This is a genomic window from Mesorhizobium sp. P2_E9 (genome assembly GCF_056403815.1).
Genome location: NZ_JBFUET010000006.1, coordinates 167,334 through 193,013, shown reverse-complemented (window position 1 = coordinate 193,013; position 25,680 = coordinate 167,334). Strand labels below are relative to the sequence as shown.

Below are 25,680 nucleotides of genomic sequence, written 5' to 3'. Positions count from 1 at the left end.
CGGGCCGCTTTAGCTCAGTTGGTAGAGCACATCATTCGTAATGATGGGGTCAGGTGTTCGAGTCACCTAAGCGGCACCATTTTTCCCACATTCTCGACAGTCTCTGGCATTAAGCTTTGCACCCTCCGAGCGCTATATCGGTGCGCGCCTTGCACTGCGATGCTATGGCGATGTTGCCGGTTGGGGAATTGCTTGCCCTGGTCACGCGGCGCTGCTCTTTTTCAGATTGGCCGAACCCAGTGATCTCCCTTCCTCGGTGATAGCCTCGGCGATGTATTCCCTGAGGTCGCCGACCTCATCTTGAATGTCTTCGGCGGCGATGCCTTCATCCTGCGCATCGGCGATGCATTGGATGGCCAGTTCCTGCGCCACGTCGACCCCGGCGGGGACCTGGGTCGGTTGTTCGACGACATGCTCCTCGATCCAATCCTCCACAAAGTGGCCGGTTCGGTTGACGATGAGGTCGGCGTCTTCGGAAAGGTCCGCCTCGGTTTTCAGATCATCCTTGGTTAATGCCTTCATGGGACTCACACCTCACAATGGACTTGCTTCCAACGTCCACGGGGTGCCAAAAGATGCATTGAGCTGACGAGAAAGTCGCTGTCTGTCGGGTCGAGCCCTCGATCCTAGGGTTTTCAACGCTGTATCGTGGGAACAGGTCTCCCTTCCGCTGCGTTACTGAGCACGCGTCGCACGCGTCGGACGTCGATCCGGGCAAAGGAGGCGGGCCATGAAGGACGAGGCATTCAGCACCCCAGTCAAAGTGCGTCTGAGTGATGGAGCCGAAATCCAGCGATTCGCCTCTGCTCAGGAGGCGGCCAGGGAGGCCTTTGCCGCTCTGGCCGACCACGCAGGCATCCTGATCGAACGTGGCGCCGCGTAAGGTGCCGCCAGTGGCTTCGAAAGCGAAACGGAGCCCGCAGCCGGCCGGCAAGCAATCCTCGTTGATCGACGAAGCAGCGGCCAGTCGTGCCGCGTCAACGACACAGGACAGCAAGGCGACGCTGCGGTTGGAGCATGGCGAGCGTGGACGCGACGCGGCCTGGCCATCACAGATACCTGCGCTCGGCTGGAAGGATATCTTCTGGCGGCTGTGGGAAGAGTTCAACAAGGACCGGGTTCTGCTCGTCGCGGCCGGCGCCACCTTCTACCTGCTGCTGGCACTGTTTCCGGCGCTGGCCGCGTTCATTTCGATCTACGGCTTTGTCGCCGACCCGATTGCGGTTGCCGACCATGTCGCCTATCTCGGCGGATTGCTGCCATCGGGTGGGCTGGACCTCATTCGCGGCCAGTTGCAAGCACTGGCCAGTCAGAAGCCGGGCGCGCTCGGCACCGGTTTCTTCATCGGCCTTGGCATCGCGCTGTGGAGTTCCAACAGCGGTATGAAGGCACTCTTCGATGCGATGAACATCGCCTATGAAGAGCGCGAGAAACGCAGCTTCCTCATGCTCAACGCGATGTCGATCCTGTTTACGGTCGGAGCGCTGCTGATAGGCATCGTGCTGTTGCTGACGGTGGGCGTGGTTCCGGCACTGCTGCGGTATTTCTATCTTGATGCCTGGACGGAAGCGCTTGTCGCGGTGTCTCGGTGGCCGATCCTGATCGGCGCCATGCTGACCGGCATTTCCCTGCTCTATCGCTTCGGGCCGAGCCGCGAACATGCGAAATGGCGTTGGCTGAGCTGGGGCGCCTTGATTGCGACGGTGGCGTGGATTGCGGCATCCTGGCTGTTCTCGTTCTACCTGCAGCATTTTGCCAATTACAACGCCACATACGGGTCGTTGGGCGCGGTTGTCGGCTTGATGATGTGGACCTGGATTTCGGTCATCATCCTCATAGCCGGCGCCGCCATCAATGCGGAGATGGAGCATCAGACCGCCATCGACTCCACCACGGGGCCGGCTCGCCCGATGGGCAAGCGCGGCGCCGTCGTCGCCGACACGTTGGGCAAGATTGCGGATTGACACCTGGCATGATGGATCGCGACGCCGGCGACCCATATCCGCCATTGTCGCGACTCGGCTTTGGTGGGAAACTCGCGGGCCTCAGCATGGGAGGTCCAAATGCCCAACACTTTCAAGACCGGAGACGTCGTCAAGCTGAAGTCGGGAGGGCCGAAGATGACGGTCAGCGACGGCGCTGCTTCCGGCATGTATCTCTGCCACTGGTTCAACCGCGAGGGCGATGTTTGGATCCCGCAACATGCGGGCTTCAAACCGGACCAGCTGGTGGCCGCCGACCCATCGGTGTAGCTCCTGCCCGTTCGCCAAGGGGTGGTGGCCGGCCGGCGTGAATTCGGATGACGCCGATGAGGCGGCGTCGCCGAATCGAATGATCGGCACAGGCGACCGACGGATTTCCCCTGTCGCGGCGTTTAACGGTTGAAGCGTGACCACGGCATGGGCCGTGGCAGATGCGCCAACCGGAGACGCCTGAGCATGATACGCCGTTCGATCCTTGCCGCTGCCTTGAGCCTGCTGACCGTTGCGGCTCTCGCCCAGACGGTGACGCAGCCCCCGGCAACCGCACCCGCTGGCGCGCCGCCAGCCGCCGCCCCCGCCGCGCCAAAGGCCAAGTCCGACATCACGCTGGCCAAGTTCCAGAAGCGGCGGGAGAAGGCGATCATGGCCGCCGACACGGATGGTGACGGCAAGATCAGCCTGCTGGAATGGGAGGCCTTCCGGGCCAAGCGCAACGCCAAGGGCGACGCCGCCAAATCCTTCGCGCGCATCGATTCCAACCATGACGGCTTCATCGATCGCGTCGAGCTCGATGCGTTCTTCGCCAAGCGCTTTGCCAGGCTGGACAAGAATGGCGACGGCGTTCTGGGCGCTGACGAGATGCCAAGCCACAAATCCGCTCCCAAGCCGGAGCAATGACCAAGAGGCCATGACGCGTGATGAATATCGGGAGTGCGCCAGCCGATGAGCGCCGATCCGGACGAGGAGCTGGTTCGTCGGGTCGGCGCCGGCGATCCCGCGGCGGTGCAGGCGCTCGTCGCGCGCAAATTGCCCCGCATCCTTTCGCTTGCCGTGCGCATGCTGGGCGATGCGGCGGAGGCCGAGGACGTCGCGCAGGAAACCTTCCTGCGCATCTGGCGCCATGCCTCGAGCTGGCGGCGCGGCAATGCACGCTTCGACAGCTGGATCCACCGGGTGACGCTCAACCTCTGTTACGACCGGCTGCGCCGGCGCCGCGAGGTGGTGACCGACGATTTGCCGGAGGTGGTCGACCCCACCCCGCTTCCCGATGCACGCGAAGAGCCGCATCGGATCGAGCAGGCCTTGCAGGCAATCGCGCCACGCCAGCGCGAGGCGATCATCCTGGTCTATTATCAGGAGATGTCCAACATAGAAGCGGCCGCAACACTGGAGATCAGCGTCGATGCGTTGGAGAGCCTGCTCTCGCGCGGCCGGCGGGCCTTGCAGATGATCCTGGCCAGAGATGGCGTCCATGACTGAGAAAGGCGCGACCATGAATGGCGCACAGTCACCGCGCCTTGCGGGCGTCCAGCGGGGCTGCCTCGTTTCCAACCCGGGTCGGCACACGGCACCAAAGGGCAAGGGGAAGATAAATGGCTGAAGACATCGAGGACGACCCGGCAATGGACGCCCGACGCTTCGCGGCGCTCGCCGAAGCCTATGGCAGCGATTTGCGGCGCTGGCCGCAGGCGGAGCGCGAAGCCGCCTCCACCTTTGCTTCAAGCGAGACAGGGCAAGCCATTTCGCAAAAGGCCGGCACGCTTGACGCCCTGCTTGACAGCTACAGCGTCCCGCACCCCGGCAAGGCGCTGCATGATACGATCCTGCGGACCGCCGACCTGCACATCGTCCGGCGCCGGCGCCAGCGGTTCTGGTGGCTGGGGCTGGGGCTTGCCGGCATTGGCTTGGCCGGCGCCATCGCCGGACTGGCGCTGGTGACCGTCGTCACGCCCGAGGCTCAGACCGACCATTATGTGCTCGATGCCAATGCGACGGCGTTCGGCGATGCCGGGCCCGAGACGATCGAGGAAGACCTATGAGCACCGGCCGTAACCTCCTCATCGCATCGGTGGTGGCAAACGTCTTCCTGGCCGGTGCGCTTGCCGGCGGCGCCGTCTGGATAAGAAGCGGCAAGCCGGCCCAAGGCTACTCGCTGGAAGCGGCAGGCGGCCGGCTTCCCGACCAGCAGCGGACGCTGTTCCGCAAGGCACTGCGCGAAGTCCGCCGCGAGTCGCGCGACATCATCCTCGACGGCCAGCAGGCCAGGCGCGAGGCGGCGGATCTGCTGCAGCAGCCTGTCCTCGACACGGCGGCGCTGTCGGCCGCCCTGGAGCGGGCCCGCAATGCCGATGTCACCGTGCGCACGCGGCTGGAGCAGCGCATTATCGAGTTCGCGGCGGCGGGTTCCGCCGAGGATCGCAGCGTGTTGGCGGAGGGCCTCGCAAGACGCAGCGGGACACAGCCATCCGCCACGCCAAAAAAATCGCCGTGACGACCGACGGAAAATGCCGGCGGCGCCCGTTTAACGAGATGAAGGGCAGGACCTGCCGGACCGTGTGGTGCGGCAGGTTTTCAACCTCGGACAACTTCGGAGCATGGTCATGAACTCTCTGACAAAATATGCGATCACCGCCGCTCTTGCGGTGACCGGAACGGCGGCGACGGTTGCGGCCTCCTCGGCGATGCCGCAGGCGCCGCTTGCCGCCCCGGCGCTGGTCGAGCACGTCGCCTGGGGTTGCGGCCCCGGCTGGCATCCCAACCCCTGGGGCCGCTGCGTTCCCAATCGCGTTGTTGTCTACCCGCGCTATTACTACAGGCCCGGCCCCGCCTTCTACGTCTGGCATCCGCACCGCCACTGGCATCGCTGGCACCACTGGTAGGATCGCCCGGGCCGGCCGCAGCGCCGGCCCCACGATCTCAGTTGAACAGGCACGAAACGGCTCGAACGGGCTTCCGGCACCGCGCGCAGGAAGCCCAAGCAATGGAGAGCTGACTTGGCTATCCCGGCCTCCGATCCCCCGCCAGATCCAGCTCTCGTTGCTTTCAACCGCTTCGGCCTCGGCGCGAGGCCCGGCGACCGCGACACGATTGCCGGTGACCCGCGCGGCTATCTGAAGGCGGAACTGCGGCAGCCCGACATCGCCCTGATCTCGATTGACGATCCGGCCTATGCCAGCCTACCGGGGAGCACGCCGGCCATCCAAGCCAGCATGGCGGCAAATTTCCAACGCAAGCTCGACCGCGAGCATATGGCCGCAGCTGTGGCACAGCCGGCAATGGCGAGCACCCAGAGCATGCCTGCCCGGAATATGCCCGCCCAGAACATGGCTGCGAAGGCCACATCGGCCCCGATTACGCCTGCCCAAACCGTGCCCCCATCCTCAGCCCCGGCAAAGCCGGCGCCACCAATCGAGGCCACGCTGTTTCGCGCCGAAGCCCAGGCACGCTTCGACAAGGCGCTGCGGGCCGATGCCGGCTTTGTCGAACGTCTCGTCTATTTCTGGTCGAATCATTTCTGCGTTTCCGTGGCGAAGGACAACATCGTGCGCGCGAGCGCCGGTGCCTTCGAACGGGAAGCCATCCGACCCTTCGTGCTCGGCCGTTTTGCCGACATGCTGATGGCGGTCGAGCGGCATCCCGCGATGTTGTTCTATCTCGACAACCAGCAGTCGATCGGCCCGGACTCCCGCGCCGGCAAGAACCGCCAGCGCGGCCTCAACGAGAATCTCGCCCGCGAGATCATGGAACTGCACACGCTGGGCGTCGGCAGCGGCTATACACAAGCCGATGTCACCAGCTTCGCGCGCATCCTGACCGGCTGGACGATGGCAGGACGCGAAGGTCGGCTGGGCGAACCAGGCAGTTCCGTCTTCAACGCCAATGCCCATGAGCCGGGCGATGCGGTGCTGCTGGGCAAGACCTATCCGGCCGGCGGCATGGGCCAGGCCGAGGCGGCACTCAAAGACATCGCCAGCCATCCGGCGACGGCGCAGCACATCGCTACAGAGCTCGCCCGCCATTTCATAGCCGACGACCCGCCGCCGGCGGCGGTCGCGCGTCTGGCCAAGGTTTTCGCCAAGAGCGACGGCAATCTCCGGGCACTGGCGTCGACCCTCATCGACATGCCGGAGGCCTGGTCGACGCCCCTAGCCAAGATGCGCTCGCCCTTCGACTATATCGCCGCCATCCGCCGGGCGGCCGGCCCCGGTCCAGCGACCGATCCCGGCCAGTCGCTCAACTGGCTCAATGCGCTCGGCGAGCCGCTCTGGCAGCCGCCGGGACCGAACGGCTTTTCCGACCAGGCGGACAGCTGGGCCTCGGCCGAAGGCATGAAGATCCGCCTCGACATCGCCTGGCAGGCGGCCCGCCAGGTCAAGGATATCGGTAATCCCGACGACATGCTCGACGCCGTCATCGGCCCTTCCGCCTCGCCGGAGACGCGGCAAGCGATCGCCCGCGCCGAGTCCAAGCAGCAAGGCCTGGCGCTGCTGCTGATGGCGCCCGAATTCCAGAGACGATAGCGGAGCGACAGGTCCGGCGCCGACAACTCCCATGGAGACCAAGTCATGAGCCTGCTGTGTGAAACCCCCTCCCGCCGCGCCGTGCTGATGAGCGGCGGCGCGCTGTTTGCCTGGGCCTATCTGCCGCGTTTCGCCCGCGCCGCCGACAATCGCGATCCGCGCCTGATCGTCATCGTCCTGCGCGGCGCGCTCGACGGCTTGTCGGCGGTCGGTCCGGTCGGCGATCCCGACTATGCCGGCCTGCATGGCGACATCGCTCTCTCGCTCGCCGGTCCGCACGCGGCGCTGCCGCTCGATGGTTTCTTCGCGGTCAATCCGGCGATGCCGGTCTTTGCGCGGCTGTTCAAGGCAAACCAGGCGGCAGTGGTGCATGCGGCCGCGACGGGCTATCGCGAACGCTCGCATTTCGACGGCCAGGACGTGCTGGAAAGCGGTTTCGCCGGCCCGGGTCATGTCGCCACCGGATGGCTCAACCGGGCGCTGGAGAGCCTGCCGGCGGGCGACCGCGTGGCGACGCTTGGCGGGCTGGCCGTCGGCCCGTCGACACCGCTGGTGATCCGCGGTGCTGCCCCCGTGCTCGGCTGGGCGCCGCAATCCCTGCCGGCGCCGGCCGGCGACCTCGCGGCACGGGTTCTCGATCTCTACCAGCATCGCGACCCGGTGCTCGCGGTGGCCCTGCAGAAGGGCCTCGATGCCGACCGCATGGCGCTCGACGACCAGATGGGCGCAAAGTCGATGAAGCCGAAGGGCGGCCTCGACAGCGCCGCCGGCATGCGGCAGGCCGCGCAAGGCGCGGCCAAGCTGATCGCGGCCGATGACGGGCCACGCGTTGCCGCCCTTGCCTTCGACGGCTGGGACACGCATGTCAACGAAGGCGGCGCGACCGGCCGGCTCGCTACGCTGCTCGGTGGCCTCGACGGCGCCTTCGAGGAATTCGAGAAGGGGCTCGGCGAACGCTGGAAGGACACGGCGATCGTCACCATCACCGAGTTCGGGCGCACGGCGCAGATCAACGGCACGGTCGGCACCGATCACGGCACCGGCACGGTGGTGCTGCTCGCCGGCGGCGCGATCAAGGGCGGCCGCATTATCGCCGACTGGCCGGGATTGAAGCCGGCTCAGCTTTACCAACAGCGCGACCTCGCCCCGACCAGCGATGTCAGGGCGGTGCTGAAGGGCCTGCTCGCCGACCAGTTCGGCCTTTCGGCCGCCGTGCTCGGTGAAAAGGTGTTTCCAGAGTCCGCCGCGGTGAAGCCGATGGGGGATCTCATCGCATGAAGAAGACTGGTGGCGTCACAGGGGACGCCACCTCTAGAGCGGTTCGCCGTTTCATKGAAACGGCGAACCGCTCTAACTCTTTGTTTTGACGCAATTCCTGACGGAAAACCGCTCGCACTTTTCCTGGAATTGCTCTAGCGCAAACGCCCACACCGCTTCCAAGGCGGCGCCGCGTCGATCCGCTCCGTGATCACCAGTGGTGATGGTGCCGCCAATGTCCCGGCCCGACTATTATCACACGACGATGGTTGGGCACGCAACGCCTCCACGGGTTCATGTGCCAGCCAGGGCCGCATCTCCAGCCGACACTTTCGGCCTGCAGCGGAGCGGCGCTGGGCTTTGCTACGGGCAGCGCCTGCGAGCCGATGCTCGACAGCATCAACGTGCCTGCTGCGACTGCGATGGGCAAAATGTATCTGGCGAGCATGATCGCGTCCTCTATGGTTCACATTCCCGCGAACAGCATAGCATCGAGCCTGCTGAATGCCGGGTGGGTGGTCCGATCACATATTCGTTAGCGGCAAAGCGTTCGCCAGGCGACGCCGCGACTTTCTGCGCGGCGCCGTCGAGTATTTGGCCTTGATCAAGCGGCCTCGACCTTGCCGAGCGGCGCATCCTCCCCGCGCAGCAGTTTGGTCACGCCGGCGAAGTCGAGCTTGCCGGAGCCGAGCACCGGCACTTTCTGGACGACACGCACTTCGGCAGGCACCATCAGGTCCATGGCGCCATTCGCCTTGGCAAAGCTCAGGAACTCAGCGCGTGTGGCGCCGGGAGCCTCGGTGATGAGAATGAGCTTCTCGCCCTTGCGCGCATCCGGTACGGAAGCAACCGCCGACAACAATCCTTTCCACAATTCGCCAGCCAGCGCCTCGACGGCGGCGAGCGAAATCATCTCGCCACCGATCTTGGCGAAACGCTTGGCGCGGCCGCGAATGGTGATGAAGCCGCCCTCGTCGACCGAGACGACATCGCCAGTGTCATGCCAGCCGTCCGGCAGCGGCTCGAGCACGCCCGGCTTCTCGGCGCGCAGATAGCCAGCCATCACGTTGGGCCCGCGGACATGCAGCCGGCCGCCTTCGTCGACACCAGGCACCGGATCGAGGCGATACTCCATGCCGGGCATGATTTTGCCGACACTGCCGGAACGGTTGTACATCGGTGTGTTGATGGAGATCACCGGTGCGGTCTCGGTGACGCCATAACCTTCCAGGATGCGCACGCCGAACTTTTCCATATAGGTCATGCGCGTCGACGGCTTGACCGGTTCCGCGCCGGCAAAGCAATAGCGTATCGAGCGGAAGTCGTATGGATGCGCGGTGCGCGCATAGCCGCTGAGGAACGTATCGGTGCCGAAGATGATGGTCGCGTTGGAGGCGTAGATCAGTTCCGGCACGAGGCGATAGTGCAGCGGCGATGGGTAGAAATAGACCGGCACGCCCGAAATCAGCGGCAGCACCGTGCCAGCCGTCAAGCCGAAGGAATGGAAGATCGGCAAGACGTTGAACACCTTGTCGCCCGAGTGGAAGTCGATGCGCGAGGCCGCCTGAGCGGCATTGGCCAGGATGTTGCGGTGGGTAAGGACCACGCCCTTCGGGGTGCCCTCCGACCCCGAGGTGAACAGGATCACCGCCGGGTCGGTGGATTTGCGCGGCGCACGCGGCGTCGACTTGCGCAACAGGCCGAGCAGCTTGTCCTTGAGACCGATGGTTTTGCGCAGATCGTCGAGCCAGACGATGTCGACCGAGCGGCTGATTTCCTCGACCACCGCGCCGAGCTTTGCCTGCTCGACGAACGCGCGAGACGTGAGCACAGTCCGGACTTGCGCCGCCTTGCAAGCGGACAGGATGTTGGCAGCGCCAGCGGTGAAGTTGATCATCGCCGGCACCTTGCCGGCCGACATCACGCCAAGCAGCGTCGCGCATGAGCCATTGGCGTTGGGCAGCATGATGCCGAGCGTCTGCTGATCGGCATAAAGGTTCTGGAATTTCTCGCCAAGCACGGCGGCCGCCGTCAGCAGTTTGCCGTAGCTCAGTGAGCCGGTGACCGGATCCTGCACGGCGAGCCGTTTCATGCCGCGTTCATTCGCCGTCAGGATGATCTTTTCCAGCACCGTCTTGTCGATGTCCTGGGTGCGGAAGACGAGATCCGACATCACCTGATAGAGTGCCGCACCCGCCGCGGCGCGACGCTGGCGGCCCTTCAGTTCCTGCGGCACTTCGAGCTTGACCGGCTCCAGAATGGTCACCTTGACCTTCGGGAACAGGCGGCGGCGCACATGCTGCGACGTCAACCGCGAGAACGGGCTTTTCTCCAGCCCATCGATGCGGATCGGCACAACCATCGAGCCGGTCTTGTCGGCGACCATGGCGGCGCCGTCATAGACCTTCATCAGCCCGCCGGTGACGGTGATGCGGCCTTCGGGGAAGATGACAAGTGGATCGCCACCCTGCACGACCTTGATCAGCGTGCGGGTCGACATCGGCTTGGCCGGGTTGAGCGGCAGAGCGCGGGCAAGCTTCATGAATGGCTTCATCCACCAGGCCTGCGCGATGGTGTAGTCGATGGCGAAGACCGGCTCCTCGTCGGTCAGCGTCAGTGCCAGCGGACCGTCGAGGAAGCTGACATGGTTGAGTGCCAGGATCGGCGCCTCGCCGGCCGCCTTGAGGTTTTCCATGCCCTCGACCTCCAGGCGCAGGAAGGCGCGGAACAGGATGGAAACGAAATCGCGGAAAGCATTGGTCGGCAGGAATTTCAGCATCAGCCAGGCAGCAATCGCATTGGCCACGGCGAGACCGAACAGAATGCCGCCGGTCGACACTTTCGTCTGGATCGCGGCGACGAGAATGCCGCCGACGGTCATGAAGCCGGCATTGACGATGCTGACGGCAGCGACGACACGGGCGCGGCGCGCTTCGGGCGACCAGGCCTGCACGGCAGCGAAGGTCGGCACCACGAGGAAGGCGCTGGCGATGGCCATGCCGGCGAGGTCGATCGCGACACGGATCGTGTTTGGCCCGGCGAAGAACAGGCCAAGGGTCTCAGCCTTGGGCGAAGGCTGCATGCTCCAGATGGTCCAGGCCAGATGCAGGCCGAACAGCGCCAGCAGCGCCGTGCCGACAGGTGCCGGCAGAAGCACGATGCGCCCCTGCGACATCCATGCGGCAATGGCGGAGCCAATCGCGATGGAGACGGCAAACACCGCGAGATAGACGGTGACGGCGATCTCGTTGCCGCCGAGCGAATCCTTGATCAGCGTCGGCAGGATCGACAGCACGATGGCGCCGATCAGCCAGAACCATGACGTCATCAGCCCGGCGCGCCAGATCCGTGTGTCGGTTCGCAATTCGCTGACCTGGCGCCAGGTCGAACGAAAGATATTCTTGTCGATGACAAGATCGGGCGCCGCCGAACCGGTGGACGGGATGTAGCGGCTGACGAACCAGCAGCCGACGGCAAGGGCCATCATGATAGGCCCGAAGACCGTGACGCCGATGCCATCGGCCGAAACGACGCCGCCGGCAATGGTGCCGCCGAGGATGGCGGCAAACGTCGCCGACTCGATCCAGGCGTTGGCCTTGGGCAGTTCCTTGCGCTCGAGGTGATCGGGCAGGATGCCGTATTTGATCGGCCCAAACAGCGCCGAGATGACGCCGAACATCAGCAGCGCTGTCATCAGCACAGGGATCGACGACAGCGCGATGCCAACGACCGAGACTCCTGCCGCGGCGATCTCGGCGAATTTCAGCCGGCGCGCGATCAGCGCCTTATCGAAGCGGTCGGCGATCTCGCCGCCAAGGGCTGATAACAACAGGAAGGGGGCCATGAAGACGGCTCCCGCCAAAGTCACCAGCGAAGCCGCCTGACCGGCGGCCAGCGTGAACAGGATCAGGAACACCAGCGTGTTCTTGAGGAAATTGTCGTTGAAGGCGGACAGGAACTGCGTCCAGAACAGAGGCGCAAAGCGCCGGGACAACATCAGATGCGTGTTCATGGCGATTTCCATTTGGCGGGACCCTACGACTGTGCCGGTGGGCCCCGCGGGTTGAAGGCGCTGTTTCAATCTCAGTGATATCAGTGAGCTGATTAAACTTCCTTACTGTACTTGATGCCCATCCATGGCTTTCGGCCGTGAGAAATGAACATCGTTCATAATTGCACTCTATCACATCTTGAACATTGTTCAAGCAGAAAATGAACAGCGTTCACCACGGCCGAAACGGAGCCGGCAGCTGGTGAGCTCTGTCAGGGTCAGGGCGCCCTCAGTGACCGGTTGCCGGATCTGGTCCCAGCGTCGCCACCGTCTTCAGAGCGCCATCGAGCATGTCGCCCTTCTCGTCCTTCAGCGCCGCTTCGCGCAGGCGGCGGATCCAGTCGGCGGCATCGTCGCGGCCCTCGAGCATGGGAAGCGCCGAGAGCACGCGGTCGAATTTCGACTGGGCGCGGACATGGGTGTCACTGTAGCCCTTGATCAGCCGGCGGCAGTTGAGGATTTCGACCGCGAGCGCGTAGTCTTGGGGCACATGGCCGAGCGCCAGCGCGTACCAGCGATCGAGATGGGTCATCTCGACCTTGTGGCGCAGCAGGCTCCGGCGCCAGCGGCGCAGGCCGCCTATGAACCAGAGTGCAGCGAAGCCGGCAAAGCTGTCGGTGCGGATGCGCCGGCCATGGTTGATGCGGCGATCAAGGAAGGCGGCGAGTTTCGGCCGGTTCTCGATATAGCTGCCGAGGCCCGCCGGCAGCGTGCCGCAGAACTCCTCGATGCGCGGATGGAAATATTCGGTCACCTGCAGGATCGAGCCGTCCTTGACGCCGACCTCCTTGCGCACACGCCTGTCGCGCGTCGAGCGCGTCTTCAGGTCGGCGACGCGGATCATGTCGTCATAGCACAGGGCGTTGGCGAGATGCTTGGCGGCAGCAATAGACAGCGCGTGGGCATGGTCGGCGCTCTCCAGCGCGACGGCCTTGTCCAGCCGGTCGAGATACTCCCGCCCATAGGCGATGTCCTGATAATCGACGACCTTTCTCAGACCCCGGAGCGCCATGTCGCGCACGGCCACGGGCATCAGGTCGATACGGGCGGCCAGGGCCTGCCAGCCTTGCAACAGGTTTTGCGGACCGGTCACACGCCCCGCGCCCAGGGCAGATTCGACAATCACCGGCTCTGCCGGCTTTGGTGCAGGTGCCGCCGTGCCACGTGCGCGGTCACAGGCAGCGCCGAAGGCGGCAAGGCTGGCCTTGACGCCACGCCCCCCGGCACCGATCGCCTGCTCATAGCTTTCGCGCGTGAATGGCAGTGCGTCGGAACCGGCCAGCGCGCCAAGCAGGCTGGCCGAAATCATCGAACCGTTGTCGGCGGCGATCTTTTCCATGTCGAAAGCGATGAAGCGTTTGGATGCCGCTTCCGCCGTCGCATGCACCTTGGAAGATGAGGCGCGGCCGTCGCCCGGCTCGATCTTTTCCGACACGGCGGCAATGCGGTGCGAGGAAGCGATCAGCGTCGTGCGTTCCGGCGTGACGAAACCGCGGATGATGGCGCGGCCGGCTTCCATCAATTCGGCGGCGATCAATATATCGACGTCGCCTTGCGACGGTGACAGCGCGAAGACCGGCAGCCGGCCGGTGTCGCGGGCCGTCTCGATATAATAGATCGTGGCGCCGGTGCGTTGTGCCACGCCGGCGACCGAGGTCGATTGCGCGACGTAGCCATTGCGCTCGGCGACATCGGTGATCCAGTCGGCCAATACGCCGCCGCCCTGGCCGCCAACGGCCAGCACGGCAAGCTTTATGACGCGCTCGTCGTCCTGGGCGCCGGGCCGGGCGCGGAATGGCGGGACAGCGTCAAGCATCGGCGAAGGTCAGGCGCCGGCTTTCGCGGCGGCGCTGCAGCAGGCCAATGGTGGCGCGTCGCGCGGATTCGAGGAAGCGGTCCCAGCGGCTCGGATTATGCACGACATCGGCGCGGTAGAAGGAGGGGCACAGCACCGCCGCATCGGCGACCTCGCCGCAATTGCCGCAGCCGACGCAGCTCTGGTCGATACTCGCCACCGGGTCATCGCGCAGCGGATCGTCGAGCGACTTCACCGACAGCGACGGGCAGCCGGAGAGCCGCATGCAGGCATGGTCGCCGGTGCAGATGTCCTCGTCGACGCCGAATTTCGGCTTCACTACCCGCTCGCCACCCTTGATCGCTTTGTCGACCAGTGGCTTTTCGCGGCGCTGCCGGTTGAGCATGCATTCGGACGAGGCGACAATGACCTTCGGCCCCTTCTCCTCCGTCGTCAGCGCCTCGCGCAACGTGTCCTGCATCTTGGTCACGTCATAGGTGCGGTCGACATGGCGCAGCCATTTGACACCCATGCCTTTGACCGCCTCGGTGATCGGATGCTTCGTCGACTTGGTCTTGTTGCCGGCGCGCGACGACAGGATGTCCTGCCCGCCGGTCGCAGCCGAGTAAAAGTTGTCGACGATGACGATGACGCCGTCGTTCTTGTTGAACACCGCATTGCCGATCGACGAGGTCAGGCCGTTGTGCCAGAAGCCGCCATCGCCGACGAAGGAGATCGAGCGGCGCTTGGCGTCGGGTGAGTTGAACGCCGAGGCGGAAGCCGGCCCGAGTCCGTAGCCCATGGTGGTGGCGCCGAGCTCGAAGGGCGGCATGATCGAGAACAGATGGCAGCCGATGTCGGAGGCGATGTGGTGCTTGCCGAGTTCCTGCTCGACCAGCTTCGTCGCGGCAAAGATCGGCCGCTCCGGGCAGCCGATGCAGAAGCCGGGCGGGCGACCGGGCACGACATTGATCAGGTCCGCGGTGTCGACGCCGTCGCCAACTTTGTTGGGGGCGCGCACCTCGCCCGGGAGCAGATGCGGCGCCTCGGCGCGCAGGAAGGTGCCGATGCCGTCGAGCATGACCTGGCCGGTGTATTCGCCGGCCATCGGCAGATACTCCTTGCCGACCAGCCTGGTGCCGCGCCCGGCCTTGTGCAGCATCGCGGCAAAGGCCTGCTCGATGTAATTGGGCTGGCCTTCCTCGACGACGAGCACCGCCTGCTTGCCCTCACAGAAGGTGAGGAACTCATCGTCGATCAGGGGATAGACGGCGTTGAGCACATAGAGTGGCACATCCGTGTCGCCATAGGTGTCGGCGAGTCCGAGCCGCTGCAGCGCGCGGATGACCGAATTGTACATGCCGCCCTGCATGACGATGCCGACCGAGCCATGATCTGAGCCGAAGAACTCGTTGATCTTGTTCTTGCGGATGAAATCGACTGCAGCCGGCCACCGCTTTTGCACCTTTTCCTTCTCGTGCAGGAAGGAGGCCGGCGGCAGCACGATGCGGCCGGTGTCGCGGCGCGGCGCGTCGAGCGCATCGGCCACCGTCATGGGCGGGCGCTTGTTGTCCTTGGCGATGAAATGGCCATGGACGTGGCAGCAGCGGATGCGGACCTGCAGCATCACCGGCGTGTTGGAAATCTCGGACAGCTCGAAACCGTCCTCCACCGCCTTGACGATCGACGGCAGGTTCGGGCGCGGATCGAGCAGCCAGACCTGGCTTTTCATGGCGAAGGCATGGCTGCGCTCCTGCATGATCGAGGAGCCTTCGCCATAGTCCTCGCCGACGATGATCAGCGCGCCGCCGGTGACGCCGCCGGAGGCGAGGTTGGCGAGTGCGTCGGAGGCGACATTGGTGCCGACCGTCGACTTGAAGGTCGCGGCGCCGCGGATCGGGTAATGCACCGAAGCCGCAAGCATGGCGGTGGCGGTCGCTTCCGAGGCGCTCGCCTCGAAATGCACGCCGAGCTCGCCCAGAATGTCCTGCGCGTCGGCCAGAACGTCCATCAGATGGCTGATCGGCGCGCCCTGATAGCCGCCGACATAGCCGACGCCGCATTGCAGCAGCGCCTTGGTGATGGCGAGAATGCCTTCGCCGGCAAACTCTTCGCCGGCGCCGAGGCGGAGTTTTTCGACTTCCTTGGCAAAAGACCGTTCGGCCATTTTTGTCTCCTTCCGTTACCGCCTGGCCCGCTATCGCCTGGCATTGGCGGCGCGTAGGTCTAGATGTCGTGCTTGCGAATGTTCTTCAGCATCTTCAGCAATGTAGCGATCAGTGCCGCGTATTCGGCGTCGTCGATATCGTCGAACATCGCCTCGAACGCGTCATGCATGGCTGGCCAGGCGCGGGTGAACTCGGCGCGGCCTTCGTCGGTCAGGAACACATGGCGGATACGGCTGTCGGTGACGCCCTGCTCGCGCCGCACGAAGCCTTGCCCCTCCAGCGTGTCGAGCGTACGGCTCAAGGTGGACTGCTCGATAACCGTATAGACCGAGAGGTCGTTGACGGTGACGCCGTCGGTGACCGAGAGGACCGCAAGAGTACGCACCTGCGGAATGGTCAGCCCCTGTTTGCGGAAATCGTCGCGCAAGGTGGCGTTGTAGCGGCCCATGATGCGGTTCATCAGATAGGGCGCGAATTGCTGCAGGCCGATCTGGCCGAGGGTCGAAATGCGCTGGCGTTTTTCCGCGACCTTCTGTTCCATCACAGCCTCCCCGCCAGGAGAAAGCCGGAGCCGCCGCCGAGGCCCGCACCCGGATGGGTCGAAGCGCCGATATGGTAGAGGCCCTTGATGCCGGTCTGGTGGTTGCGGCTGGTCTTGAACGGCCGCCACAGGAAGGACTGGTCGATGGTCGAGGAACCGCCATAGGGATCGCCGCCGACCAGATTGATGTTCATCGCTTCGAGATCGGCCGGCGAATAGGCGCGGCGCGCAATTACGCTGTCCTTGAAGCCGTCGATGTGACTGGCGAGGATCGCCTCGGCCCGGTCGGCATAGGCTTCGCGCAGCGCGTCGGTCCATTGCCCGTCAGCGGGCGCCTCAAGCTTGCCGGCGGCATCGCCCTTGATGTGCCGGGGCGCCTCCGGCAGTTGCAGCCACAGGATCGCCTTGCCCGCCGGGCAGCGCGACGGGTCGAGCGCATGCGGCTGGCCGACACAGATGGTGGGCACTTCCGGCAGCATGCCGCGTGCCGCCTCGTTGCAGGCTTTCGACACACCGTCGAGCCCCGGCGTCAGATGCAGCAGCGCCACCTTGTCGAGACCATCGCCGCGCCATACCGGCGGCTTGTCGAGGGCATAGTGGATCTGGAAGTTGCCTTTGCCGTAGCGATATTTCTGCGTCGCCTCGACATCGGCTTTGGCAGCATCCGCGCCGAGCAGCCGGCCATAAAGCTGCGTCGGCGTGACCGAGCAGATGACGCTCTTGTTCGCCGCGATCGTTTCGCCTGAGGCCAGCCGCACGCCGGTCGCGCGGCCATTCGTTTGGACGATCGAGGCGACATCAGCGCCGGTGCGGATTTCGCCGCCGCGTTCCCGAATCAAGGCCTCGAAGGCGGCAAGCAGGTTCTTCGCGCCGCCCTTCACGATCGGCGCGCCAGCGGCTTCCAGCGCGAAGGCGATCACCTTGGCGATCTGGCCGGAGAATGCATCTTCAGGCCCAAGCCCGGCATGCAGCACCCAGGGCGCCCACAGCGCGCGGATGGTTTCGGACCGATAGGTGCTTTCCAACCAGCTACGCGCCGGCACCAAGGCCTCGCCGAGAAAGGCGGCAAGGCCACGCGGGCCACGCCGCCAGGCATCGCCGGCCAGCAGCTTGGCTGTCGGATAGGACCACAGGCTGCCACCGAGCAGGCCGAACAGCAGGCCGGCATCGCGCTCGATGCCGCCGACATCGTCCGCATGCCGGTCGCCGTCACCAGCGGCGATCGCATTGATTGCCGCGACATTGGCGGCGCGGTCGGTGCTGAGCACGGCGTGACTGCCGTCTGGCCGCAGCACGCCGGTCGGCGTGCCGGTGTGGCAGAACTCCAGCCCATGCCGCGCTAGATCGCCTCCCAACGACGCAAAGGCCGGCGAGGTGATGAACAGCACGAAGGTCGTCGCCATCACATCGTGGATGAAGCCGGGCGCAGTGATCTCCTCGGTGCGCATGCAGCCGCCGATGCGGTCGTTGCGTTCGAGGACGAGCACACGCGCCCCTTTGCCGCCAAGCATCGCCGCGCAGACCAGCGCGTTGATGCCGCTGCCGACGATGATGTGATCGGGCTGGCCCACCTCGGCGTGCCTTCGCTTAGCCTTTCGACACCAGCGCCAGCGCGCGGATCGGGCTGCCGGTGCCGTGCTCGATCTTGAGCGGTGCCGCGATCAGGATGGCGCCTTTCGGCGGCAGTTGGTCGAGATTGCAGAGGCTGGCAAGCCCATAGCGGTTGGCCTTGTGCATCAGCGTGTGGGCCGGAAATGGCGGCTCCATGCCGCCGGCCTTGCCGGCATCGGTGCCGATCGTCTCCGAGCCCCAGCCCTTGATATCCTTGCTGATCAGGAACTGGATGGCTTCAGCCGTCGGACCGGGCGTGTGCGGGCCGGTCTCGTTGGCGTTGAGGAACTCGGCTTCCGAACCATTGCGCTTGTACCAGTCGGTGCGCATCACCACCCATTCGCCGGCATTGATCGCGCCATGTTTGGCTTCCCACGCCTTGATGTGGTCGACGGTGAGCAGGAAATCATGGTCGGCGGCAGCTTCCTTCGAGCAGTCGATGACGTTGACCGGGCCGACGAAATTCTGCGCCGGAATGGTGTCGGTGGCGCCATCCGGATAGTCCTTGCCGCTGATCCAATGCTGCGGCGCATCGAAATGGGTGCCCGAATGCTCGCCGAGCTTCAGCCAGTTCCACGCCCACCACGGACCATTCTTGTCATAGCGGGAGATGTTGTGGATCTCGACCTTCGGCGTGTCGACGGCGAGTTCCGGCGGCAGCTTGATCAGGGGCGTGTCGGGACCGAGCGGCGCCGACAGGTCGACCACCTTGATGGCGCCTGAAAGCAGCTGGCCGGCGACTTCGCCGAGGAGTTTTTGGGTATCCATGGTGTCTGTTCCCTCTTTTCGATGATGATCAAGGCTCGTCTCGGCCCTTAATATCCTACTAGACGAAAACATATGCATCTGCAATTATCTTTAAGCATAAAGGAAATGGGAACGGGGCGTGAGCGAGTTCGACGCCATCTTTGTCGGGGCGGGCCACAACAGTCTGGCATGCGCCGCGCATCTGGCGCTCAAAGGCTGGAAAACCGGGATTTTCGAGCGCGGCGCAACAATCGGCGGCGCCGTCCAGACCCGCGAATTCACCCTCCCCGGCTTCCGTCACGATTTCGGCGCGATGAATCTGAGCCTGTTTGCCGGCTCGGCCTTCCACCGGAAATATGCAAATGAATTGAAAGCGCAGGGGCTGGAATTCGCCCCGGTCGCCGACTGTTTCGCCAGCGCCTTTCCGGATGGACGCTGGTTTGGCGTCAGCAACGATCTGGAAAAAACCGCGACACGCATGGCTGCCCTTTCAACCGCCGATGCCGCGACGTGGCGCAGGCTGGTTGCCGCCTTCCCGGCGGAGGCCGAACACCTGTTCCGGCTGCTGGGTTCGCCGATGAGCGCCCGCGCCCTTGTCGGCTCCGCCTGGAACCTGTGGCGCAAGAAGGGCATTGCCGGCGCACTCGACACCGGCCGGCTGCTGCTTTCCTCACCGCGCGCCTGGCTGGAGGAGACTTTCGAGTCGCCGCATGTGCGCGCGACGCTCGCGACCTGGGGCATGCATCTCGATTTCGCCCCTGATATCGCCGGCGGTGCAGTATTCCCCTATCTGGAATCGATGGCCAACCAGAGCTTTGGCATGGTGCTGGGCAAGGGCGGCGCCGATACCATTATCCGCGCTTTGTCGGGCATGGTCACATCGGCCGGTGGCACGATCATCACCGGGGCGGAAGTGGCCGAGATCACGGTTTCCGCCGGCAAGGCGACCGGCGTGCGGCTCGCATCCGGCGAGACGCATACCGCCACCAAGGCGGTCATCGCCGGCGTCGCACCCAAGGCGCTGACCGGCAAGTTGCTGCGGAACGGTTCCGGCGACGCCGGCTTCGACACTGCGATGAAAAAGTTCCGTTATGCGCCGGGCACGATGATGATCCATCTGGCGCTCGACGCCCTGCCAGACTGGCGCGCCGGAGCAGAGTTGCGGCAGTTTGCCTATGTGCATCTGTCGCCGTCACTCGATGCGATGTCGCGTACCTATCAGCAGGCGATGGCCGGCATGCTGCCGGACGAGCCGGTGCTGGTCGTCGGCCAGCCCTCAGCGATCGATCCGTCGCGTGCGCCTCAGGGCAAACATGTGCTGTGGGTGCAGGTGCGCATGCTGCCAGCGGAAATCCTGGGCGATGCCGCCGGCAAGATCGCGCCCGCGCACTGGGACCAGGTCAAGGATGTCTACGCCGACCGCGTGCTCGACATCATCGAGATCTATGCGCCGGGCTTGCGCGCGAAAATCCTCGGCCGTTCGGTGTTCTCGCCGATCGACCTCGAACGCGAGAACCCGAACCTCGTTGGCGGCGACCAGGTCTGCGGCAGCCATCATCTGGCGCAGAACTTTTTGTTCCGCCCGGCACGTGGTTTTGCCGGCTGGAACACACCGGTCGGCAATCTGCATCTCACGGGCGCCGCGACATGGCCGGGCGCCGGCACCGGTGCGGCTTCCGGCTTCATGCTCGCGCAACAGCTTGGCGGGAGGTAGGAGCCGAAGATTTTATCGAGGCTACGAGAGGCAAGGCGCAGCTGCCCACGAAGCCTGAACAAATGAAGTGACATTGCCGCGCGACGAAAACAGAAAACCAACAAGGGGAACGACCATGACAATCAACAGACGCGAATTGCTGGGATACAGTGCCGCGGCACTCGGTGTGGCCGCCGTCGGCCTACCGCAGATCGCCAAGGCGGCCGCCGGCGAACTGACCATCGCCTACAATGTCAACCTGCCGTCCTGGGATCCGACCACCGGCCCCTCGGCTGTCAACCCGACTATCCAGGGTCTCTACCAGTCGGTGTTCGACCAGTTCATCCCGCAAAAGCCGGACCTGTCCTTTGCGCCGGGCCTGCTTACCGAATGGGGCTGGAACGACGACCGGACCAAGGTGACGATGACGGTGCGCGAAGGCGTGAAATGGCATGATGGCTCGCCCTTCACGCCCGAGGACGTCGTCTGGTCGCTGCAGCGCGCGGGCGACGAGAAGACCGGCAACCCGATCCAGTTCGTCTGGAAGAACGTCAACAATTTCAAAATCGACGGCAACAAAATCACCGGCGACGTCGTGCAGTTCGACCCGGTCTATTTCAAGTGGATGTCGTTCTTGACCGGCTACATCCTGCCGAAGGCCTATTACGAGAAGGTGGGCGCCGAAGGTTTCGAGAAGGCGCCGATCGGTACCGGCCCCTACATGGTCGAAAAATTCGAGCGCAACGCCTTCCTGCGGCTGAAGGCCAATCCGAACTATTGGGGCGACAAGCCGGCTTTCGAGAATGTGACGATCAAGTTCGTCACCGATGCGGCAAGCCGTGTCGCCGAAATCGAGTCCGGCTCCTCGCAGGTGACGCTCGAAATTCCGTACGAGGAATATGATCGCCTGATCACCAAGAAGGGGCTTGCCGGCTCGTGCAAGAACGTCTCCGACATCGGCATGATCTTCTTCAACAACAAGGACGCCATGTTGGACAAGAATGTCCGCCAGGCGGCCGTGATGTCGGTGGACAAGGAGCTTCTGGTCAAGCGGCTGCTGCGCGGCTACGGCCAGCCGATCGCGACGCTGGAAACCCCAGAATATGCCGCCTACGATGCGTCGATCAAGGTCGAGCACAATCCGGAAAAGGCCAAGGAACTGCTCGCCGCTTCCGGCTATTCGCCGAAGAAGCCGGCCAAGATCACCATCCAGACCACCAAGGGCTTCAAGCCCAAGGACTACGAGATGGTGCAGGCGATCGTCGGCATGTGGCGCAAGGTCGGCATCGAGGCGACGATCGAGGTCTACGAGATCGCCAAGCACTATGAGCTGCGTGCCGCCCACAAGCTGGCGCCTGCGGCATTCTACAACTGGGGCAACGCCATCGGCGATCCGACCACCTCGACCGGTTTCGCCATGTTCGGCCCGTCGCCGCACTCGTCGTGGAAGACCGACGACCTCGACGCCAAGATCGGCCCGCTGTGGGGCGAGAAGGACGAGGCCAAGCGCATCGCCGGCTGGAAAGAGGTCGACAAATACATCGCCGAGCAGGCCTATGTGCTGCCGCTGCTGCAGTTCGCCCAGCCGATCGTGCATGCCAAGGGTGTCAACGTGGTCCAGCATATTTCCGGTGCGCTGCTGCCGGCCCTGATGACCCCGGCCTGATATCGGCCCGGAATTGCCGCGCGCCGTCGTCAGTGGCGGCGCGCATTTCCATCGGGCATACGAGCCCACGGGCTCCCGCAAAGATTTACATGCTCCTGCAACGATTCCTGATCCGTCTTCTGACGATGCTGATCACGCTGTTCGGCGTGGCCGTCGTCGTCTTCGTCGTGATCCGCGTCGCGCCCGGCGATCCGATCGCCATGATGCTGCCGCCCGGCGCGACGGATGCCGACATTGCCCGACTGCGCGCACTCTACGGGCTCGACAAGACCATCGTGCAGCAATTCTTCATCTGGCTGTCCGGCGTTATCAGGGGCGATTTCGGCACCTCGATCTCGCTCAGACAAGACGTGCTCGGCCTGGTCTTCAACCGGCTGCCGGCAACGCTGGAACTGGCCATCGTCGCGCTGATCATGGCGGTGGCCCTCGGCGGCACGACGGCGATCCTCGGCGCGCGCGAACGCGGCACGGCGGTCGAGGCCGGCATCGACATCGCCAGTGGTGCCACCCTTTCCATTCCCGATTTCCTGTGGGGCCTGGTGTTGATCCTTTTGTTCGGCGTGCTGGTGCCGATCTTCGACATTTCCGGCCGCGTGTCGCCGCAGCTCGACCTGCCCTTCGTCACTCAGTTCTACCTGTTCGAGAGCATTTTACGCCTGCGCCTCGACCTGACCTGGGATCTGCTGAAGCACATGCTGATGCCGGCGCTGGCGCTGGCGCTGCCGCTGGCGGCGATCATCTCGCAGCTGTTGAAACAGTCGCTTAAGGAAGTGCTCGACCTCGACTATGTCGTGCTGGCGCGGGTCAAGGGCTTTTCCGAGACACAGGTCATCCTGCGCGAGGCGCTGAGGAACGCCGCTCTCCCGACGCTGACCCTGGTTGGCGTGCAGTTCACCTTCCTCATCGGCGGCACGGTCATCGTCGAGCGGCTGTTTTCCTATGAAGGGCTCGGCAACATGGCGATCGATGCCGTCATCAACCGCGACCTGCCGCTGATTCAGGGCATCGTGCTGGTCTTCGCGCTGCTGTTCGTGCTGATCAACCTTGCCGTCGACATGATGTATGCGCTGCTCAATCCGAGGCTGCGACATGGATAGAGCTTCAAGACGCGGATTAAGCCCCAGGCTGTGGCTGGCCGGCGGCTGGCTGCTGCTGGCGCTGCTGGCGGCGATCTTCGCACCGCTGGTCGCGCCGCAGGATCCGCTGGCGCAGGATCTGATGCTGGAGCGGCTGCCGCCGTTCTGGATTGATGGTGCCGAGCCCGGCTATTGGCTAGGCACCGACAGCCTCGGCCGTGACTTGCTCTCCCGCCTGATCTTCGGCGGCCGCATCGCCTTCATCGTCGCCTTTGCCGCGGCAATCGCCGCCTGCCTAGTCGGCTCGACGCTCGGGCTGATCGCCGGCTATTTCGGTGGCTGGGCCGACCGCATCATTTCGCGCGTCGTCGACATCTGGATGGCGTTTCCGCCCGTGCTGTTCGCCATCCTGCTGGTTGCCGTGCTCGGCACCGGCTTGAGCTCCGTCATCCTTGCGATTGCCATCATCGACTGGACGCGGTTCTGCCGGGTGATCCGCGCCGAAGCGATGGGCCAGTCGCGCATGGACTATGTCGAGAATGCCCGCATCGCCGGCTATGGCCGCATCGGCATCATGCTGCGCGAAGTGCTGCCCAATGTGGTGCCGTCGATCGTGGCGCTGCTGTCCCTGGAGATGGGCATCGCCGTCATCGTCGAGGCGATCCTGTCCTTCGTCAATCTGTCGATCTCGACCGACGATCCGACCTGGGGCAGCATCATCGCCGAGGGCCGGCTGTCGATCCACCAGGCCTGGTGGGTGCTGGTGTTTCCGCTGATCACGCTGATCCTCACCGTGCTGTCGTTCAGCCAGTTCGGCGAGGCGCTGAAGGCGCGCTTCGACCCGGTGCTGCGATGAGCGCCTGTCTCGACATCGCCAATCTCAGCGCCGTGCTGCCGAACGGCGCCCGCGTGCTGCGCTCGGTGTCGCTCTCGGTGCAGCCCGGCGAGGTGCGCGCGCTGGTCGGCGAGAGCGGCGCCGGCAAGACGATGATCGGCAAGGCTGTGCTTGGCGTCCTGCCGTCCAGCGTGCGCATCGTCGAAGGCGATATGAGGCTTGAGGGCGAAGACCTCGGCAAGCTGCAGCCCAAGGCACGGCGCACGCTGATCGGTGCCCGCACGGCGCTGATCCCGCAGGATCCTCTGACCGCGCTCAACCCGTCGCGCCGCATCGGTCCGCAAATGACCGACCGGCTTATCCGCATTCTCGGCTGGAGCGGCGAGAAGGCGGATAAGCGTGTCCGGCAATTGCTGGACGAGGTGCAGATCCGCGACCCCGATCGCGTGCTCAGAAGCTATCCGCACGAGCTGTCCGGTGGCATGCGGCAGCGCGTGCTAATCGCCGCCGCCTTCGCCGCCGAACCACGGCTGATCGTTGCTGACGAGCCGACCACGGCACTCGACGTCACCGTTCAGAAGCAGATCCTGCGCCTAATCTCAGCGTTGCAGCGCGAGCATGGGACGGCGATCCTGTTCGTCACCCATGATCTCGGCGTCGTCGCCAAGATCAGCCAGAAGGTCTCGGTGCTCTATGCCGGCAAGGTGGTGGAAGAGGCCGAGACGGCTGCTCTCTTCGCCGCGCCGCAGCATCCCTATACGCGGGCGCTGATGGCCGCGACGCCGCGCTACACCGACCCGTTCGCCTCGTTGAAGCCAGTCGACGATGCCGTGCTGGCCGGGCTCGCCGCCGAGATCGCTGCCGCCGACCAAGCCTGGAGGCGGCCGCATGGCTGAGCCGCTCATTTCCGTGCGCGGACTAAAGGTCGCGCTGCCAGACATGACACGCAAGCCGCTGATCGGCCGCGCGCCTTTGGCCCAGATTCTGAAGGGGCTCGATTTCGACCTACCCAAGGGATCGGTGACCGGCATTGTCGGCGAATCCGGTTCCGGCAAATCGACGCTCGGCCGTGCCTTGGTCCGCCTGCTGGAGCCCAGCGCCGGCAGCGTCACTTTCGATGGCCGTGATATCACGCATCTATCGGAGGCGGATTTGCGGCCATTGCGCCGCGATATGCAGATGATCTTCCAGGATCCGATGTCGTCGCTCAACCCGCGCCGCACCATTGCCAGCATCATCGCGGCGCCGCTGAAGCTGAATGGCCTTGGCGACAATTTGAAGGCGCGCGTCGCAGAGGCCCTACAGCGCGTCGGCCTGCCGCAAAGCTTCGCCAGCCGCTACCGCCACGAATTGTCGGGCGGCCAGCGCCAGCGCGTCGGCATTGCGCGCGCACTGGCGCTGTCGCCGAAATTCGTGCTGGCCGACGAGATCGTCTCCGGCCTCGACGTATCGACGCAGGCGCAGATCCTCACCCTGCTGGAAAAGCTGGCGGCGGAGATGGGTCTGACGGTCGCCTTCATCAGCCATGATCTGTCGGTCATCCGGCGGTTGTGCCGGCAAGTCATCGTCATGCGCGAAGGAGTCATCGTCGAGGCCAGCGCCACCGACGCTTTGTTCGGCAACCCACAACAGGGCTACACACGCGATCTGATCTCGGCCATTCCGCTGCCCGAAATCGACGCCGGCTGGCTGGATATCCCTTCCGCCGCCAAGCCGCCGACATGAATGCATACGCATG

General features: G+C 64.6%; 24 protein-coding genes and 1 tRNA gene. 17 read left to right on the top strand and 8 right to left on the bottom strand.

Annotated features, from left to right (window positions below):
• Positions 1-3 precede the first annotated feature (3 nt).
• Positions 4-79 (top strand) — tRNA-Thr (locus tag AC1D05_RS12860).
• 122 nt (positions 80-201) lie between these two features.
• On the opposite strand, the gene AC1D05_RS12855 is transcribed toward AC1D05_RS12860, so the two are convergent.
• Positions 202-522 (bottom strand): hypothetical protein, encoded by a 321-nt coding sequence (locus tag AC1D05_RS12855; protein WP_477441078.1) that lies wholly within the window; start codon positions 520-522, stop codon positions 202-204.
• Between the two features lie 208 nt (positions 523-730).
• Here AC1D05_RS12855 and AC1D05_RS12850 point away from each other — a divergent pair, with 208 nt between their 5' ends.
• The 10 genes from AC1D05_RS12850 to AC1D05_RS12805 all read left to right on the top strand — a co-directional run bounded on the left by AC1D05_RS12850 (position 731) and on the right by AC1D05_RS12805 (position 7,780).
• Positions 731-883 (top strand): hypothetical protein, encoded by a 153-nt coding sequence (locus AC1D05_RS12850; RefSeq protein WP_477441077.1) that lies wholly within the window; start codon positions 731-733, stop codon positions 881-883.
• A gap of 10 nt (positions 884-893) precedes the next feature.
• Positions 894-1,964, top strand: coding sequence for a YihY/virulence factor BrkB family protein (locus tag AC1D05_RS12845; RefSeq protein WP_477441076.1), 1,071 nt, complete (start codon positions 894-896; stop codon positions 1,962-1,964).
• Positions 1,965-2,063: 99 nt separating this feature from the next.
• Positions 2,064-2,252 carry a YodC family protein gene (locus AC1D05_RS12840; protein ID WP_477441075.1) on the top strand — a complete coding sequence of 63 codons (189 nt, stop codon included), beginning with the start codon at positions 2,064-2,066 and terminating at the stop codon, positions 2,250-2,252.
• A gap of 186 nt (positions 2,253-2,438) precedes the next feature.
• A complete protein-coding gene (locus AC1D05_RS12835) occupies positions 2,439-2,879 on the top strand; it encodes an EF-hand domain-containing protein (RefSeq protein WP_477441074.1) in 441 nt (146 codons plus the stop codon).
• A 45-nt stretch (positions 2,880-2,924) separates the two neighbouring features.
• Positions 2,925-3,461 (top strand): RNA polymerase sigma factor, encoded by a 537-nt coding sequence (locus tag AC1D05_RS12830; protein WP_477441073.1) that lies wholly within the window; start codon positions 2,925-2,927, stop codon positions 3,459-3,461.
• A gap of 113 nt (positions 3,462-3,574) precedes the next feature.
• Positions 3,575-4,021, top strand: a complete 447-nt coding sequence (locus AC1D05_RS12825) for a hypothetical protein (RefSeq protein ID WP_477441072.1) — start codon at positions 3,575-3,577, stop codon at positions 4,019-4,021.
• Complete coding sequence (locus AC1D05_RS12820) at positions 4,018-4,473, top strand: periplasmic heavy metal sensor (protein WP_477441071.1); 456 nt, start codon at positions 4,018-4,020, stop codon at positions 4,471-4,473. The genes AC1D05_RS12825 and AC1D05_RS12820 overlap by 4 nt, the downstream gene beginning before the upstream one ends.
• A 109-nt stretch (positions 4,474-4,582) precedes the next feature.
• Complete coding sequence (locus AC1D05_RS12815) at positions 4,583-4,861, top strand: GCG_CRPN prefix-to-repeats domain-containing protein (RefSeq protein ID WP_477441070.1); 279 nt, start codon at positions 4,583-4,585, stop codon at positions 4,859-4,861.
• A gap of 114 nt (positions 4,862-4,975) precedes the next feature.
• Complete coding sequence (locus AC1D05_RS12810) at positions 4,976-6,502, top strand: DUF1800 domain-containing protein (protein ID WP_477441069.1); 1,527 nt, start codon at positions 4,976-4,978, stop codon at positions 6,500-6,502.
• 45 nt (positions 6,503-6,547) lie between these two features.
• Positions 6,548-7,780 carry a DUF1501 domain-containing protein gene (locus AC1D05_RS12805; RefSeq protein WP_477441068.1) on the top strand — a complete coding sequence of 411 codons (1,233 nt, stop codon included), beginning with the start codon at positions 6,548-6,550 and terminating at the stop codon, positions 7,778-7,780.
• 190 nt (positions 7,781-7,970) lie between these two features.
• Here the strand turns inward: AC1D05_RS12805 and AC1D05_RS12800 are convergent, their stop codons facing one another.
• From AC1D05_RS12800 to AC1D05_RS12770, 7 genes are all read right to left on the bottom strand, one after another.
• Positions 7,971-8,207 (bottom strand): GCG_CRPN prefix-to-repeats domain-containing protein, encoded by a 237-nt coding sequence (locus tag AC1D05_RS12800; protein WP_477441067.1) that lies wholly within the window; start codon positions 8,205-8,207, stop codon positions 7,971-7,973.
• A gap of 156 nt (positions 8,208-8,363) precedes the next feature.
• Positions 8,364-11,771 carry an acyl-[ACP]--phospholipid O-acyltransferase gene (locus AC1D05_RS12795; protein WP_477441066.1) on the bottom strand — a complete coding sequence of 1,136 codons (3,408 nt, stop codon included), beginning with the start codon at positions 11,769-11,771 and terminating at the stop codon, positions 8,364-8,366.
• 268 nt (positions 11,772-12,039) lie between these two features.
• Positions 12,040-13,626: an indolepyruvate oxidoreductase subunit beta family protein gene (locus AC1D05_RS12790; RefSeq protein WP_477441065.1), complete on the bottom strand. Its 1,587-nt coding sequence runs from the start codon at positions 13,624-13,626 to the stop codon at positions 12,040-12,042.
• Positions 13,619-15,772, bottom strand: coding sequence for a thiamine pyrophosphate-dependent enzyme (locus tag AC1D05_RS12785; RefSeq protein ID WP_477441064.1), 2,154 nt, complete (start codon positions 15,770-15,772; stop codon positions 13,619-13,621). Before AC1D05_RS12785 ends, AC1D05_RS12790 begins: the two co-directional genes overlap by 8 nt.
• 59 nt (positions 15,773-15,831) lie before the next feature.
• Positions 15,832-16,314, bottom strand: coding sequence for a MarR family winged helix-turn-helix transcriptional regulator (locus tag AC1D05_RS12780; RefSeq protein ID WP_095771765.1), 483 nt, complete (start codon positions 16,312-16,314; stop codon positions 15,832-15,834).
• Positions 16,314-17,885 carry a phytoene desaturase family protein gene (locus tag AC1D05_RS12775; protein ID WP_477441063.1) on the bottom strand — a complete coding sequence of 524 codons (1,572 nt, stop codon included), beginning with the start codon at positions 17,883-17,885 and terminating at the stop codon, positions 16,314-16,316. The genes AC1D05_RS12780 and AC1D05_RS12775 overlap by 1 nt, the downstream gene beginning before the upstream one ends.
• A gap of 16 nt (positions 17,886-17,901) precedes the next feature.
• On the bottom strand, positions 17,902-18,693 hold the full coding sequence (locus AC1D05_RS12770) for a cyclase family protein (RefSeq protein ID WP_127373568.1): 792 nt from the start codon (positions 18,691-18,693) through the stop codon (positions 17,902-17,904).
• A gap of 118 nt (positions 18,694-18,811) precedes the next feature.
• Here AC1D05_RS12770 and AC1D05_RS12765 point away from each other — a divergent pair, with 118 nt between their 5' ends.
• From AC1D05_RS12765 to AC1D05_RS12740, 6 genes are all read left to right on the top strand, one after another.
• Positions 18,812-20,386 carry a phytoene desaturase family protein gene (locus tag AC1D05_RS12765; RefSeq protein ID WP_477441062.1) on the top strand — a complete coding sequence of 525 codons (1,575 nt, stop codon included), beginning with the start codon at positions 18,812-18,814 and terminating at the stop codon, positions 20,384-20,386.
• A 115-nt stretch (positions 20,387-20,501) separates the two neighbouring features.
• Entirely contained in the window at positions 20,502-22,031 is a 1,530-nt protein-coding gene (locus AC1D05_RS12760; protein ID WP_477441061.1) for an ABC transporter substrate-binding protein, read from the top strand.
• An 89-nt stretch (positions 22,032-22,120) separates the two neighbouring features.
• The gene (locus tag AC1D05_RS12755) at positions 22,121-23,128 is read left to right on the top strand and encodes an ABC transporter permease (RefSeq protein ID WP_477441060.1); all 1,008 of its coding nucleotides are present in this window, start codon (positions 22,121-22,123) and stop codon (positions 23,126-23,128) included.
• Positions 23,094-23,963 (top strand): ABC transporter permease, encoded by an 870-nt coding sequence (locus tag AC1D05_RS12750; RefSeq protein ID WP_477441059.1) that lies wholly within the window; start codon positions 23,094-23,096, stop codon positions 23,961-23,963. The genes AC1D05_RS12755 and AC1D05_RS12750 overlap by 35 nt, the downstream gene beginning before the upstream one ends.
• Complete coding sequence (locus AC1D05_RS12745; RefSeq protein ID WP_477441058.1) at positions 23,960-24,838, top strand: ABC transporter ATP-binding protein; 879 nt, start codon at positions 23,960-23,962, stop codon at positions 24,836-24,838. Before AC1D05_RS12750 ends, AC1D05_RS12745 begins: the two co-directional genes overlap by 4 nt.
• Positions 24,831-25,667, top strand: a complete 837-nt coding sequence (locus AC1D05_RS12740; protein WP_477441057.1) for an ATP-binding cassette domain-containing protein — start codon at positions 24,831-24,833, stop codon at positions 25,665-25,667. The genes AC1D05_RS12745 and AC1D05_RS12740 overlap by 8 nt, the downstream gene beginning before the upstream one ends.
• Positions 25,668-25,680: the final 13 nt, after the last annotated feature.

What these genes read in the sequence shown, in the direction of transcription:
- AC1D05_RS12855 (WP_477441078.1), bottom strand. Translation starts at nt 522, where the DNA reads ATGAAGGCATTAACCAAGGATGATCTGAAAACCGAGGCGGACCTTTCC.
- AC1D05_RS12850 (WP_477441077.1), top strand. Translation starts at nt 731, where the DNA reads ATGAAGGACGAGGCATTCAGCACCCCAGTCAAAGTGCGTCTGAGTGAT.
- AC1D05_RS12840 (WP_477441075.1), top strand. Translation starts at nt 2,064, where the DNA reads ATGCCCAACACTTTCAAGACCGGAGACGTCGTCAAGCTGAAGTCGGGA.
- AC1D05_RS12835 (WP_477441074.1), top strand. Translation starts at nt 2,439, where the DNA reads ATGATACGCCGTTCGATCCTTGCCGCTGCCTTGAGCCTGCTGACCGTT.
- AC1D05_RS12830 (WP_477441073.1), top strand. Translation starts at nt 2,925, where the DNA reads ATGAGCGCCGATCCGGACGAGGAGCTGGTTCGTCGGGTCGGCGCCGGC.
- AC1D05_RS12825 (WP_477441072.1), top strand. Translation starts at nt 3,575, where the DNA reads ATGGCTGAAGACATCGAGGACGACCCGGCAATGGACGCCCGACGCTTC.
- AC1D05_RS12820 (WP_477441071.1), top strand. Translation starts at nt 4,018, where the DNA reads ATGAGCACCGGCCGTAACCTCCTCATCGCATCGGTGGTGGCAAACGTC.
- AC1D05_RS12815 (WP_477441070.1), top strand. Translation starts at nt 4,583, where the DNA reads ATGAACTCTCTGACAAAATATGCGATCACCGCCGCTCTTGCGGTGACC.
- AC1D05_RS12805 (WP_477441068.1), top strand. Translation starts at nt 6,548, where the DNA reads ATGAGCCTGCTGTGTGAAACCCCCTCCCGCCGCGCCGTGCTGATGAGC.
- AC1D05_RS12800 (WP_477441067.1), bottom strand. Translation starts at nt 8,207, where the DNA reads ATGCTCGCCAGATACATTTTGCCCATCGCAGTCGCAGCAGGCACGTTG.
- AC1D05_RS12795 (WP_477441066.1), bottom strand. Translation starts at nt 11,771, where the DNA reads ATGAACACGCATCTGATGTTGTCCCGGCGCTTTGCGCCTCTGTTCTGG.
- AC1D05_RS12790 (WP_477441065.1), bottom strand. Translation starts at nt 13,626, where the DNA reads ATGCTTGACGCTGTCCCGCCATTCCGCGCCCGGCCCGGCGCCCAGGAC.
- AC1D05_RS12785 (WP_477441064.1), bottom strand. Translation starts at nt 15,772, where the DNA reads ATGGCCGAACGGTCTTTTGCCAAGGAAGTCGAAAAACTCCGCCTCGGC.
- AC1D05_RS12780 (WP_095771765.1), bottom strand. Translation starts at nt 16,314, where the DNA reads ATGGAACAGAAGGTCGCGGAAAAACGCCAGCGCATTTCGACCCTCGGC.
- AC1D05_RS12770 (WP_127373568.1), bottom strand. Translation starts at nt 18,693, where the DNA reads ATGGATACCCAAAAACTCCTCGGCGAAGTCGCCGGCCAGCTGCTTTCA.
- AC1D05_RS12760 (WP_477441061.1), top strand. Translation starts at nt 20,502, where the DNA reads ATGACAATCAACAGACGCGAATTGCTGGGATACAGTGCCGCGGCACTC.
- AC1D05_RS12755 (WP_477441060.1), top strand. Translation starts at nt 22,121, where the DNA reads ATGCTCCTGCAACGATTCCTGATCCGTCTTCTGACGATGCTGATCACG.
- AC1D05_RS12750 (WP_477441059.1), top strand. Translation starts at nt 23,094, where the DNA reads ATGCGCTGCTCAATCCGAGGCTGCGACATGGATAGAGCTTCAAGACGC.
- AC1D05_RS12745 (WP_477441058.1), top strand. Translation starts at nt 23,960, where the DNA reads ATGAGCGCCTGTCTCGACATCGCCAATCTCAGCGCCGTGCTGCCGAAC.
- AC1D05_RS12740 (WP_477441057.1), top strand. Translation starts at nt 24,831, where the DNA reads ATGGCTGAGCCGCTCATTTCCGTGCGCGGACTAAAGGTCGCGCTGCCA.